The organism is Burkholderia sp. LA-2-3-30-S1-D2 (assembly GCF_001523915.2).
Lineage (GTDB): Bacteria > Pseudomonadota > Gammaproteobacteria > Burkholderiales > Burkholderiaceae > Burkholderia > Burkholderia diffusa.
Map to the genome: position 1 here is coordinate 1348276 of NZ_CP013383.1, position 11783 is coordinate 1360058.

Annotated in this window: 14 protein-coding genes and 1 pseudogene; 4 read left to right on the top strand and 11 right to left on the bottom strand. The window is 60.1% G+C overall.

From position 1 onward, the window contains the following. Positions 1–8: 8 nt before the first annotated feature. The 6 genes and pseudogenes from WS66_RS06235 to atpD all read right to left on the bottom strand — a co-directional run bounded on the left by WS66_RS06235 (position 9) and on the right by atpD (position 3462). Complete coding sequence (locus WS66_RS06235; protein WP_059602310.1) at positions 9–257, bottom strand: F0F1 ATP synthase subunit C; 249 nt, start codon at positions 255–257, stop codon at positions 9–11. Then, complete coding sequence (locus WS66_RS06240; RefSeq protein WP_059602308.1) at positions 254–952, bottom strand: F0F1 ATP synthase subunit A; 699 nt, start codon at positions 950–952, stop codon at positions 254–256. The genes WS66_RS06235 and WS66_RS06240 overlap by 4 nt, the downstream gene beginning before the upstream one ends. Beyond that, a complete protein-coding gene (locus WS66_RS06245) occupies positions 949–1233 on the bottom strand; it encodes an N-ATPase subunit AtpR (protein WP_059602305.1) in 285 nt (94 codons plus the stop codon). The genes WS66_RS06240 and WS66_RS06245 overlap by 4 nt, the downstream gene beginning before the upstream one ends. A gap of 3 nt (positions 1234–1236) precedes the next feature. Further along, positions 1237–1452 (bottom strand): annotated as a pseudogene (locus WS66_RS34860) (AtpZ/AtpI family protein); the annotation flags it as partial. A gap of 118 nt (positions 1453–1570) precedes the next feature. Further along, positions 1571–2035, bottom strand: a complete 465-nt coding sequence (locus WS66_RS06255) for a F0F1 ATP synthase subunit epsilon (protein ID WP_082728935.1) — start codon at positions 2033–2035, stop codon at positions 1571–1573. Continuing rightward, on the bottom strand, positions 2032–3462 hold the full coding sequence (gene atpD, locus WS66_RS06260; protein WP_059602297.1) for a F0F1 ATP synthase subunit beta: 1431 nt from the start codon (positions 3460–3462) through the stop codon (positions 2032–2034). Before atpD ends, WS66_RS06255 begins: the two co-directional genes overlap by 4 nt. A 333-nt stretch (positions 3463–3795) precedes the next feature. Here atpD and WS66_RS06265 point away from each other — a divergent pair, with 333 nt between their 5' ends. From WS66_RS06265 to WS66_RS06280, 4 genes are all read left to right on the top strand, one after another. Next, positions 3796–4485 carry a CBS domain-containing protein gene (locus WS66_RS06265; protein WP_059602295.1) on the top strand — a complete coding sequence of 230 codons (690 nt, stop codon included), beginning with the start codon at positions 3796–3798 and terminating at the stop codon, positions 4483–4485. Between the two features lie 151 nt (positions 4486–4636). Beyond that, positions 4637–5353, top strand: a complete 717-nt coding sequence (locus tag WS66_RS06270; protein ID WP_159086522.1) for a hypothetical protein — start codon at positions 4637–4639, stop codon at positions 5351–5353. 84 nt (positions 5354–5437) lie between these two features. Continuing rightward, positions 5438–5713: a hypothetical protein gene (locus WS66_RS06275; protein WP_059602287.1), complete on the top strand. Its 276-nt coding sequence runs from the start codon at positions 5438–5440 to the stop codon at positions 5711–5713. A gap of 261 nt (positions 5714–5974) precedes the next feature. Next, positions 5975–6349 (top strand): STAS/SEC14 domain-containing protein, encoded by a 375-nt coding sequence (locus tag WS66_RS06280; RefSeq protein WP_059602343.1) that lies wholly within the window; start codon positions 5975–5977, stop codon positions 6347–6349. Positions 6350–6663: 314 nt separating this feature from the next. Here the strand turns inward: WS66_RS06280 and WS66_RS06285 are convergent, their stop codons facing one another. The 5 genes from WS66_RS06285 to WS66_RS06305 all read right to left on the bottom strand — a co-directional run bounded on the left by WS66_RS06285 (position 6664) and on the right by WS66_RS06305 (position 11751). Next, positions 6664–7146, bottom strand: coding sequence for a hypothetical protein (locus WS66_RS06285; protein WP_059602283.1), 483 nt, complete (start codon positions 7144–7146; stop codon positions 6664–6666). Positions 7147–7829: 683 nt separating this feature from the next. Beyond that, positions 7830–8950, bottom strand: a protein-coding gene (locus tag WS66_RS06290) for an IS3-like element IS407 family transposase (RefSeq protein WP_108064606.1) whose coding sequence is annotated in 2 segments (ribosomal slippage) — positions 7830–8692 and positions 8692–8950 — 1122 coding nt in all. Because the reading frame shifts where the segments join, the coding sequence is not laid out codon by codon here. A gap of 201 nt (positions 8951–9151) precedes the next feature. Continuing rightward, positions 9152–10039: an ADP-polyphosphate phosphotransferase gene (locus WS66_RS06295; protein WP_059599351.1), complete on the bottom strand. Its 888-nt coding sequence runs from the start codon at positions 10037–10039 to the stop codon at positions 9152–9154. Positions 10040–10047: 8 nt separating this feature from the next. Next, the gene (locus tag WS66_RS06300; RefSeq protein ID WP_059599352.1) at positions 10048–11163 is read right to left on the bottom strand and encodes an alpha/beta fold hydrolase; all 1116 of its coding nucleotides are present in this window, start codon (positions 11161–11163) and stop codon (positions 10048–10050) included. 150 nt (positions 11164–11313) lie between these two features. Next, positions 11314–11751: a universal stress protein gene (locus tag WS66_RS06305; protein ID WP_059599353.1), complete on the bottom strand. Its 438-nt coding sequence runs from the start codon at positions 11749–11751 to the stop codon at positions 11314–11316. Between the last annotated feature and the right edge of the window lie 32 nt (positions 11752–11783).

Sequence of the window (11783 nt, forward strand, 5' to 3'; positions counted from 1 at the left end):
GCCAATGCTTACTTGGTAAACGGATTGGCAAACAGAACGAGCAGGGCGACCACGAGACAGTAGATCGCCATGGTTTCGATCATCGCCAGACCGACAAACAACGTTCGTGAAATCGTGCCAGCCGATTCAGGCTGGCGTGCCAAAGCATCCATCGCGGCGGCCACGGCGCGGCCCTCAGCCAGTGCCGGGCCGATTGCGCCGAATGAAACAGCAATGGCTGCCGCGACGATGCTTACGATTTGAATCCAGTTGTTCATGATGCTCCTTGCGGTGGATGCGACGCGGGCGCGCCTTCGCTGCCGAGCGCGGCGCCGATGAAGACTGCCGCGAGTACCGTGAAAATGTATGCCTGAACCGCACCTGTCAGCAGGTCAAGCGCCATGAGCGGAATCGGAACCAGCAGGCCCGCGAGCGACAGTACGATGCCAATCACGAACACGCCGCTCATGACGTTGCCGAACAAGCGCACGATCAGCGAAAAGGTACGGGTTATCTGCTCGACCAGATTGAGCGGAATCATGATCCAGGTCGGTTGTGCAAAAGATGCGAGATAACGGGCGAGACCGCGTTCGCGGATGCCGTAGAACACCGTCGACACGAAGACGACACCGGCAAGGGCTGCGTCGGTTTCAAGATGGGCGGTAGGGGGTTCGACACCCGGGATCACGCCGGACCAGTTGCAAGTCAGGATGAACAGGAACAACGTCCCGAGCAACGTCCGGCAACGCGCAGGTTCAACTTGCATCGTGTCCCGCAACTGGTTGTCGAGCGTCGAGACGAACAACTCGGCGGCGGTCTGGAGTTTGCCCGGGGTCAGCGACAGCCGGCGTCGCATCGCTACCGCGGCGACGGCAATGAGCGCCATCAGCGCCCAGGTGGTCGCCACCGGCGTAGAGACAGGCACCTCCCCGATGCGAAACAGCGGTTCGGTCATGAGCGGTGAATGCATCATGACGAACCTCCCGGCAGCCGGATCATCACGCGGCGAGCGAGCATGATGCCGGCGAGGCCGCTCAGCAACGCGATGTATCCAATTTGCGCCAGCCCAAATAGCACCAGGGCGATCATGCCGAAACGAACGAGATGCACGATGATGGCGATGCTGATTGCATCCCGTACGTACCAGCGCACGTTGGCGAGCAGCGACGCAAAATAGGCAAGGCCGACGGCCCCACCGGTTAAGCAGCCTGCGGCAGTCTGGACGGGAACCGACAACGTCTGGATTGGCATCATGTTTCAGCTCCCTGGACCTTGGCGATGCATCCAGCGCCATGCGGACCACAGGCCGAACGCCGCACCCAGCATCAGTAGTGGCGCGGAGAAGAACACGCCGGTTTGAAAATGCCGGTCGAGCCAATGGCCCAGCCATAACGCCAGCAAGGCCGGAATCACGATAATCCAGCCGAGCATTCCGATCTGCCCGAGTCTGGAGCCCAGTGTCGGCTCCGGCACGTCACGTGCCTGCCTGTCTCGCTGAACGGCGCGTTGCGCGGTCTGTTCAAGTACCGGCGCGTCGGGCTCCTGAGTTTTCGCCTCCGGACCGGGCCGAGCAGGCGACTCTTTTCCGGGATCACCGCTCATGGCCGGCGCCCTCGTTTGTACCGTCCGCGCGTACGGCTGCGCCCGGTGTGCCGGGACGCAGATACTTCAGTATCTGCCGAATGGCTTGGGCATTGAGGCGCGTTTGCTCGACTCGCACTCTACGCGTCGCATCGAGACGTGATTCGCGGCTTTCCCGTACGCGGGCTTCCAGTGTCTCAAGTGCATCGCCGAGTTCTCCGTCACGGCACGCGATATTGATGTCTTTTCCGTCGATGACCCGTAAAACTCCACCGCTCACCGCACAAAACCGGCGTGTGCCGTCTGCAGTGCGCCAACGCATGACACAGGGTGACAGCACGGTCAGAAAATCCGTATGCCCGGGCAGAACACCGAAACTGCCGGTCGCATCCTCCGCACGGAAGGCGACGACGTCAGGTGAATCGACCAGCATCCCTGCGGGCGTCGCGATGGTCATGTGAAGCCCCGTGCTCATGACGTTTCCCGCTCCCGCTCGCGTGCTTCGTCCAGCGTTCCGACCATGTATAGCGATTGTTCCCGCCATGCGTCGCATTCGCCGTCCAGAATCGCGCGGCATCCTGCAATGGTGTCGTCGGCCGTGACGGAGCGGCCCGGCACACCCGTGAACGCTTCGGTGACGGCGAACGGCTGGGTCAAAAATCGCTGCAGACGGCGGGCCCGGCCGACGATCCGGCGGTCGTCCGCTCCCAGTTCCTCGATGCCGAGCAGCGAAATGACGTCCTGCAACTCGCGGTAGTGCTCGATCGTGCGCCGCACGTCGGTTGCGACCTGGACGTGTTCGGCTCCGACCACCAGCGGATCGAGCAGAATCGACGACGATGCGATCGGATCGATCGCCGGATACATGCCTTCGGCGGCCATTGTGCGCGACAGAACGACCATGCTGTCGACGTGCGCGGCGATGGTCGTGACAGCGGGGTCCGTGAAATCGTCCGCCGGAACGTACACGGCCTCGATCGCCGTGATCGAGACCCCGCCAACGGAAACGATGCGCTCCTGCAACGCCGCGACTTCGCTCGCCAACGTCGGCTGATAGCCGACGCGTGACGGGAGTCGCCCGAGCAAACCCGATACTTCGGCGCCGGCCTGGACGAAGCGGAATACGTTGTCCATCAGGAGCAGCACATTCTGGTGCTGTTCGTCGCGAAAATATTCTGCAACGGTCAAGGCGGTCAGGGGAACACGCCAGCGCGCCCCTGGGGGTTCGTTCATCTGACCGTACACGAGCACGGTCTTTGGCAGCACGCCGGAATGCTGCATGTCCACCAGCAGTTCATGGCCTTCTCGCGAACGTTCCCCGACACCGGCGAACACGGAAATCCCCTTGTAGCGTTCGACCATCGCATGAATCAACTCCATGACGAGAACGGTCTTGCCCACGCCGGCGCCGCCGAACATCGCCGCCTTGCCACCCCGGGCGAGCGGGGCGAGGAGATCGACGACCTTGATGCCAGTCGCGAATATGCCGGTTGCACTGTCCTGCTCAGACAATGCCGGCGGTGGCTGGTGGATGGGGCGGCGTTGAACATCGAGAGGAAGCGGCTCACCCATGTCGCCAGGCGTACCCATCACGTCGATCAGGCGTCCAAGCACAGCGTTGCCGACCGGAATCGCGATGGGCTGACAGGAAGCTTTCGCCGCCGCCCCTCTCGGCAACCCGCTGGTCGATTGCATGGCCAGTGCTCGGATAGTCCGCTCATCCAGGTGGGCTTGTACCTCGGCAATGATTGAGTTGCGGGCATCGACTTCGATCGAAACTGAAGTGTCCACCGGCGGCAGCATGCCGGTCGGGAACGTGATATCGACGACTGCGCCACGGACTGCCACAACGCGTCCTGGAATCTTCGGGAGGGAGGCGTTGTCGGTCGATGCGGTGTTCATCAGTTCTGTTCGCTGTTGGAGTTGATGTCCGTGTGCCGCTCGGTGCCGTACTGATTTGTGTCTCGGGCATAAGGTACTAGCCAATATTTACTGCGATGCAACCTGTCGACGATTGATCGTGATCAAAGGGCACATCGACAGGCGGGGCGGCCAAGGCGGCTTGGCTATGTGCGCAGCCAAGCCGAAACGTCTGGGATATTCGGCATGGCGAGCCATGGCTACGGCGTTGACTCATATCAACGAACCGATGCGCAGGTTACCTAACCTCGATATCGGATATGCAGGAAGCGCCGTGCAGGGCGCTTGCCTGAAGTAGATTCGAGGAGGCTGACAATGCACGCAATAGATGTCATGACACCCGCAGTGATTTCCGTAAAGCCGGATATGACCGTACAGCAAACAGCAGCGCTGCTCGTCGAGCACGGCATAAGCGGAGCGCCCGTGATCGACGAGAATGGACGTCTGATCGGGATGATCAGCGAGTCGGATCTGGTGCGGCGCGTCGAGATCGACACCGACAGGCCGCATCGCGCCTGGTGGCTGGATTTGCTGACAGCCCGCCGCGACGACGCTGCGGATTATGTGAAAACGCACGCACATCTCGTGAAGGACGTCATGACGAAACACGTCGTGACCGTCGAGGAGATGACGCCCATCGACGAACTGGCTCACCTTCTTGAGAAGGCACACATCAGGCGCGTCCCCGTCGTCCGCGGCAATGAGGTTGTCGGGATCGTAAGCCGGGCAAATCTCGTTCAGGCGCTCGCAATTTCGCCATCAACGCCCAACCTGCAGCAGGTTCTAAGTGACCGCGAGATTCGAGGCATGCTGTTGGCCGAAATCGCAGGTCATAAATGGAGCTTTCCCGGTCGAAACGTGATCGTCAAGAACGGGATTGTGCACCTTTGGGGTTACTACGCATGGGCACCGAACGAGGTGCAAGCGATGCGTGTCGCGGCCGAGGGTATTCCGGGTGTCAAGGGTGTTGAAGATCACACGGGTGTATCGCATTCAGGCGTGTAGAACGTCATGACCGTGACGGCACGGCGCTGGACATTCTGGACGAGCGCTATGCATGCGGCGAAATCGATGCAGGCGGGTACAAGAAGCGGCACGTCGACCGGAAGCATTCGGGTTCCTGCGTGCGGAACCAGTCCCTGCGTGGAAGGAGGACATGATGTCCAGTAATTTTAGAATTCGTGTGTTCGCCGTGGCCGCGGCGATGACGTTGCTCGGCGTCACCATGCCAGTGTCGGCGCAGCGCTATTCGGGTAACTCAGACGCGTGGGGCATGATGGGTGGCTACAGCATGGGACCTGGCATGATGGGCGGCTACGGCATGGGACCTGGCATGATGGGCGGTTTCTCCAACGGCCCGGGCGGCGGTGGTTGGGGGCGCGAGTCAATGACATACGACCAGGTTCAGGCCTTCATCCGCGACGGCGATCGTCAAGGCAGGGTCGATATCAAAACGAACACAGTCACTTTCGATGCACCGGACGTCACGATCGACATGATCGCCGTTCAACCGGGACATGATGACCAGACGTTCGAAGTTCGCGGCTTGACGAATCCCACGCTGATCGTGCCAGCCAAGGCAGTGGTTCACCTCAATCTGGTGAACATGGATTTCGGAGCTAACATGGAACATGGCTTGATCCTGACGCCGGAGCCGCCGCCCTATCCGTACATGGCGATGATGGCAACCGGACCGGGGCTCGCCCGGATCATGCCGCTACTGCCGTGGCGCAGCAAGAAGACTCTGAAGCAGGCTACTTACGCAAAGCTGTCGACAACGTTTGTCGCAGATGAAGTCGGCACATACTGGTATGTCTGCCCGACGCCGCAGCACGCCGAGGAAGGCATGTTCGGAAAGTTTATCGTGCGTTGAGCGCTGGGGATAGACATACATCCGCCGATTGAAGCTTACCCGGTAGCGACGCTTCAGCACTACCGATGAGAACGGGAGGAAGAAATGGCAAAGACTCTGCTCACCGCCGAACAAATCCGGGACGAGGTGTCCAAGCGCGTCCGTGACGGCAGCGGGAACGATCCGATGCAGGTATCCATCCCGCTGCCAAAGCCTCACCCCACGGACGCCGAAGAACGCAACTGGGATATGGAGACAGTCGGACAGCCGGGTCACGACGCCTATGTCCGCCGCGTGATTGAAGATGCGAGACGTGAGTTCCTGCTGTCCGATGAGGCAGAGCGCGACGAAGCGTTTGGCGATTCGATCGCGCATCCTTGAGGTGCCTGATGTCCTCGGGGAACTGAACGGTTGATCTTACGCGGCCGCGATCAGCTTGGTGTCTGGCAGGGTGTCACGAACTGTTCGTCGGCCTTGTGCCGGTACCGGCGGCGATCGTTCCGTGAGGGCGGGGCGCCGACCGTCGTCGGACGCTCAGGCTTCGTGTGGCGCTCGCACATACCCGGGTGTATAACGATCGTGCCGGCCGCAGCGAGGGCAAACTTGTCGGCTGACCTGAGCGGGCCTGAAAAAGGAGCTGAGATGATCGAGATTCTCAATGAGATGCCACCGGGTGTCGTCGGCTTTGTGGCCAAGGGACAGGTGACCAGGAAGGACTATGAGGACATTCTGATCCCCAAAATGACGGAGATCTTGGCCGCTCACAGGAAGGTGCGCTGTTATTACGAGCTGGGCTCTGATTTCTCAGGCATGGATCCTGGCGCAGCCTGGGAAGACTTCAAGCTTGGCGTTCAGCACATCACACAATGGGAACGCATTGCTGTCGTGACGGACGTTGAATGGGTTCGATTTGCTTTGGCGGCGTTTCGATTCGTGATCCCGGGGGAAGTGCGGGTATTTGCGAGTGGCGACAGCGTGGCGGCACGAGCGTGGATAATCGAAAGCAAATCCACCTGATGTCATATCCGTTCGATGAAGCCGGCTTATATCGCCGACAGGTGACTTCGGATGAGGGGCCGAAAATGCCGCGTGCCTCACACGGTGCTCTTGGTCAGAGTTGAATTGACGAGAAGAACTCGGGTGATCGATGAGCATCGATAGGCAAGTCTCCAAGTACCCCCGACGTCAAATCGGGGCAAGAGCGCGCGCTGGGCGAATGAGGTACCCGATTCCAACTAGTCGATCAGATTCGCCACGATTGCCCGCATTTCGGCTCTGGCGCGCAGCCATCGTCGGCTCCGCGCCAGCGTGATGGCCGCAGCGTTTGGAACTTACATCACGATGAAGTAGCCCGCCATGTAGCCGACCTGGTCGTCGCCACCGTCGCCTTTTGACATCGCCCAGTAGTGGCCTCCCTTATCGCAGGGAGTCAGGCAATGCCACCTGAAAACACCCTTTTTAGCCGGTGTGAACGAATAGTGCGTGGTCACTGGCGTCACCGTTTGATCCGCATGCTCATGGCCTGGGGCGATCATGACGTTCAAGTTCATTTTTTCGGCCGTGATCGTATGGGGACCTTCGTCATAATTGACGATGGTGAGATCGACCGGCTGGCCCGCCTTGAGCACGACATTGGCCGGCACGATCATGTCGTGTCCGTGCCCATCGGGCCCCTTCGGCGCTTGCTCGCCGCGCAGAACGTAGACCGTGATGTGAGCGGTTGGGCCGGCGGCATGAGCCAGAACAGGCGCGATGGCAATTGCGAGCACCGTGCCCATGATCGCCGAAACGATGGACTTCCGGAACGTATCCATGATGTGGTCTCCTTTTCCGGGAATAGGGGTCTCCCGTTGAAATTGAATCTATGCCCATGCGACTGGTCGCCGTTGACATGAGTCAACGATGCCCAAGCTCCGGCCGATCGGGATTCGGGGCGTTCCAGATTAAGTACTCCCGGTACCAGTCTGGGGCTTCCGAATCTGTGGTCGTAATCGCGTCGGTGAGCATAAGTCGCTGTTGGTGCTCTGCACCTACGGTAACTCGTTCAGTCATTGCGGCAGGGCGAAGATCGCCAGCCGGCCGCTCGGAACGCACCCGGGCTGGTCCATCCAGACTGGCATTTCAGAAAAGGCAAGCTAGGCCAACTGCACTGGATGGCGGACCGGCGCGCTGCGCACGGCACGCAAAGTTTTGCGGCGCTGTTCGCCGAACCAATCCGCGCACCTGCAGTTCGAGACGGACCTGACCAATTTCGGGTTCAGGTCTGAGCCGCACGTCCACCTGGAAGACGCGCAGCGCGCGGTGTCGGCGTTCATGCCGCCGCCATTTGCGTGGCCGAACCAGGCGCGCCGCAACGCGCTCGCGGCCCGACTACCTGTCAGATCAAGTCCCGGCTAATACACATCATGCGCCCCGCGAGCATGAGGCGCCGACGCTGATTGCCGATGGCTTGACCTGCCCCCTTCAATAGGGCCAATGGGCTTCTAGCAAAGTCCTGTTAAACCAGCTCCTGGAAAGCGGCAGGAGCATCCGCGGTTGCCCGGTGTTTCGCCGCAAACTCTGACGGCGCAAGGTAGTTCAGTGCGCTGTGCGGCCTTTGCTCGTTGTAGTCCTGACGCCATGCCGCGATGACAGCCCGAGCGTGCGCGAGCGTCGTGAACCAGTGCTCGTTAAGGCATTCGTCGCGGAACTTGCCGTTGAACGATTCGATGTACGCATTTTGCGTTGGCTTGCCCGCCTGAATCAACTTCAGCGTGACGCCGTTCGCATATGCCCACTGGTCAAGCGCGCGGCTCGTGAATTCGGGTCCCTGGTCTGTTCGCACCGCCTTGGGATAGCCACGGAAGCGAGCTGCACGGTCCAATGCCCGAGCGACATACAAGCCTGAGATGCCATGGTCGACGACGATGTCGACAGCCTCTTTCGTGAAGTCGTCGACGACGGTCAGGCACTTCACGCGACGGCCGTTGGAAAGCGCATCCATCACGAAATCGATTGACCACACCTCGTTGGGCGCGCCCGGCAATGCCAGTTGCTCGCGCTCAATCATGACGCCATGGCGCTTGCGACGGCGCCGCACAGCCAGCCCTGCCTCACGGTACAGGCGATAGATGCGCTTGTGATTGGCGTGCGTGCCTTCGCGCTCCACCAGGGCGTGCAGTCGACGGTAGCCGAATCGACGACGTTCGTGTGCCAATTCCACCAGACGCGCCGCTAGCAGCTCATTCTCGTGGTCCGGCTTCGCGTCGTAATGCAGCACGCTGCGAGAAAGCCCGACAAGCCGGCAGGCGCGGCGCTCGGAGATATTGACCTTCTCCCGAATCGCCGACACTGCTTCGCGTTTGGCTTGCGGGCTCAGGGCTTTCCCTTGACGACGACCTTCAACGCTTCCATATCGAGCATTGCTTCGGCCAGCAGCTTCTTCAGCCGGGCATTCTCCACCTCGAGGTCCTTGAGCCGGCGGGCTTCCGAGACTTCCATGCCGCCGAACTTCGCGCGCCAGGTGTAGAACGACGCGTCACTGAACCCGTACTTCCTGCACAGTTCCTTGACCGCCATACCGGCTTCGGCTTCCTTCAGAAACCCGATGATTTGCTGTTCCGTAAAGCGCTTCTTCATGTCCGTCTTCTTCTCCGAAAACGAACTTTACTAGACTCCGGCTGGCCCTGTTTGTAGGGGGCAGGTCAGGCTAGCGCCCAGCGTCGCGGCGTACCGCCCATACCGTCACCGTGTTCGCGCCCATTCTTCACCAGAACGCGAGCCCCGTGTTCCTCGCGCTTCGCGCGCAAACGAGCAAGCACGAGTATTCCGACCTGACGGCTAATTTGACGTGTCGTCGTCTTTAGCGAGCTGCTTGCGAATCGCCGACAACTCCTTTCGCCGCTTCGCGGATGTCTTGGGATACCGCAAGTGCAACGCGTCGAGCGTGTCGAGGACGATCTGCGATACGACAAGCCGCGCATCCTCTTTATCATCTGCCGGCACAACGTACCAAGGACAGGTTTCGGTGCTCGTCGCACTGAAGCATTTTTCGTATGCGACCATGTATTGCGCCCAGAACTTGCGCTCTTCGATGTCGGCTGTGCTGAATTTCCAGTTCTTGTCCGGCTGGTCGATGCGAGCGAGAAAGCGCTTGCACTGTTCCTCTTTCGAGAGATGCAGGAAGAACTTCACGATGCGCGTATCGTTGCGATGGAGATGGCTCTCGAGCTCGGTGATGGAACGATACCTGCCTCTCCAGACGGCCTCTCCCGACCCTGCCACGGGCGACAGACCCTCGCCGCGCAGAATCTCGGGATGTACGCGCAGGATCAGTACTTCCTCGTAGTAGGAGCGGTTGAAGATTCCAATGCGGCCGCGCTCGGGCAGGTCGCGAGTGGTGCGCCAGAGGAAATCGTGCTGAAGTTCCTCCGCGCTGGGATGCTTGAAACTGAACACCTGGCAGCCCTGCGGGTTGACGCCAGACATCACGTGCTTGATCGCTCCGTCCTTACCCGCGGCGTCCATCGCTTGGAAGATGAACAGCACGGCATAGCGGTTGTCGGCATAGAGCAAGCTTTGCAGTTCACTCAGCCTCGTCACGTGGCCAGCGAGCATCGCGTGATATTCGTCCTTCGACTTGCAGACGGGCTTGATGCGTGTCGGCCACTTCGTGAGGTCAACCTTCTCACCCTCACGCACGCGGAAATCATCGGAGTTGATCTTCATAATCGTGGTTATTGCGCTGAAATCCATTCTGCGATTTTCGGCCAATGCTCGTTGAGCGTTCGCGCACCCATGAACAACCCGATATGCCCTCCCGGTGCGGTCTTCTTGACGATGCGGTCTTTGGGTGTGCCTAGATGCTTCTCGGCATTCAGGACCTGCTCCGGCGGCGTAATATCGTCGGCGGCTCCCGCCAATAGATAGGTTGGGCATGTAATGTCGCGCAGGTCGAGTTTGCGGCCGAGCCCGACGAACGTTCCTTTCGTGAGCCGATTTTCCTTGAAGAGCTGGTTGATCGCTTGCAGGTACCAGCGCCCCGGTAGGTCGATCGGATTTTCATACCAGCTCTCGAAGGCTTCCACTTTGGCGACGTATGCGGGATCGTCGATGTTTTCATACAGATCGATCTGATCCTGAACGTAGTGCTGCTCGGGGTGCATGTTTTTCCACCCCTGCAACATGAATTTGCCTCTCATCAGGCCGCCGCCAAGCTCGACAAGCTCTTCGTAGAAGGACGACGGAGACTCGTGCACCATCCGGGTAATCGGCCCGTTACCGGCGTCCGTATCGATGGGCGCCCCCGCAAGCACGAGCGAATTGACCTTGTCGGGGAAGCGCGCGGCGACCATCGCCGATACCCATCCCCCTTGACACAACCCGACAAGATTGACGCGGCCGCCGAGATCGTCGATGGCCACGACGATCTCGGCCAGGTAGTTGTCGATCTCCAGATCCTTCATGTCGTCCGTCGCCGACTTCCAGTCCGTGAGTGCCACGTGCCCAATGCCGTTCGCAAGAAGCGTCTGCACCAGGCTTTGCCCATCCCGGTAGTCGGCGATCATGGCCGTATGCCCCGCATGAGGGGCATCGACGAGCGTCGGTATCCCGCCCGGCTTTCCATATTCGCGCAATACCATGGTGCGGAGATCGATCCGGACCCGATTGGGTGTCGCCAGGGAAGGCCTGAGTTCCTCGTGGATTTTGATTTCTTCATCGACGAACTTGAGGTTCTTCGCATACAGGTCCACCCCTTGCTCGAACAGCGCGGCAGCCATGGCCATCGGCCAGAACGCCGGTACGCTCGATAACGCAAGATCAGTAGATTTGACGGATAGTTTGTTCGGCATGGCAGGTCCTTTCTCTCATACGTTGCGAGTAGATTCAATCACGGCAGGGCCACCTGGCACTCAGGCGATCGCGATCGGTGCCGGCCGCCGATCCACGCTTCGGGAGGCCCGATTGCGAGGGTGTTCCATCCAACGATCGGCAATTCAGCATCAGGGGATGACGGTGACGGGCAGGGGCGCAAGGCTTACCAATTTTTGCGAGACACTGCCGAGCAGCAATTGGGCAATTGCCCCGGCACCGCGCTTGCCGACGACGATCAGGTCGACGCTTTTTTGCTGCCCGATTTCGATGACGGTCTGTGCAACATCTCCGGTGCGCGACTCGAGTTGAATCGTCGTGACGCCGACGCTCCACGCCAGGTCTCTCGCCTTTGTCAGGAGTTCGGCCGACACCGATTCGAGCAGCTCCTTCAGCCAGATTTGCTGCGTGCTCGAGAAGGCCATGAATACTTTGTCCGGAAGTCCATAGCCGCCAATGACGTTGACGATCAAGAGCTCGGCTCCGTAGTCTTTCGCCGTTCGCGCAGCATATTCAATGGCCCGATCCGCGCCCGCTGACCCATCTGTTGCCACCAATATTCGCTTCATTGCTCACCTCGCCCGATTCGTCACTGCTGCAC

What these genes read in the sequence shown, in the direction of transcription:
- WS66_RS06235 (WP_059602310.1), bottom strand. Translation starts at nt 257, where the DNA reads ATGAACAACTGGATTCAAATCGTAAGCATCGTCGCGGCAGCCATTGCT.
- WS66_RS06240 (WP_059602308.1), bottom strand. Translation starts at nt 952, where the DNA reads ATGATGCATTCACCGCTCATGACCGAACCGCTGTTTCGCATCGGGGAG.
- WS66_RS06245 (WP_059602305.1), bottom strand. Translation starts at nt 1,233, where the DNA reads ATGATGCCAATCCAGACGTTGTCGGTTCCCGTCCAGACTGCCGCAGGC.
- WS66_RS06255 (WP_082728935.1), bottom strand. Translation starts at nt 2,035, where the DNA reads ATGAGCACGGGGCTTCACATGACCATCGCGACGCCCGCAGGGATGCTG.
- atpD (WP_059602297.1), bottom strand. Translation starts at nt 3,462, where the DNA reads ATGAACACCGCATCGACCGACAACGCCTCCCTCCCGAAGATTCCAGGA.
- WS66_RS06265 (WP_059602295.1), top strand. Translation starts at nt 3,796, where the DNA reads ATGCACGCAATAGATGTCATGACACCCGCAGTGATTTCCGTAAAGCCG.
- WS66_RS06270 (WP_159086522.1), top strand. Translation starts at nt 4,637, where the DNA reads ATGATGTCCAGTAATTTTAGAATTCGTGTGTTCGCCGTGGCCGCGGCG.
- WS66_RS06275 (WP_059602287.1), top strand. Translation starts at nt 5,438, where the DNA reads ATGGCAAAGACTCTGCTCACCGCCGAACAAATCCGGGACGAGGTGTCC.
- WS66_RS06280 (WP_059602343.1), top strand. Translation starts at nt 5,975, where the DNA reads ATGATCGAGATTCTCAATGAGATGCCACCGGGTGTCGTCGGCTTTGTG.
- WS66_RS06285 (WP_059602283.1), bottom strand. Translation starts at nt 7,146, where the DNA reads ATGGATACGTTCCGGAAGTCCATCGTTTCGGCGATCATGGGCACGGTG.
- WS66_RS06295 (WP_059599351.1), bottom strand. Translation starts at nt 10,039, where the DNA reads ATGAAGATCAACTCCGATGATTTCCGCGTGCGTGAGGGTGAGAAGGTT.
- WS66_RS06300 (WP_059599352.1), bottom strand. Translation starts at nt 11,163, where the DNA reads ATGCCGAACAAACTATCCGTCAAATCTACTGATCTTGCGTTATCGAGC.
- WS66_RS06305 (WP_059599353.1), bottom strand. Translation starts at nt 11,751, where the DNA reads ATGAAGCGAATATTGGTGGCAACAGATGGGTCAGCGGGCGCGGATCGG.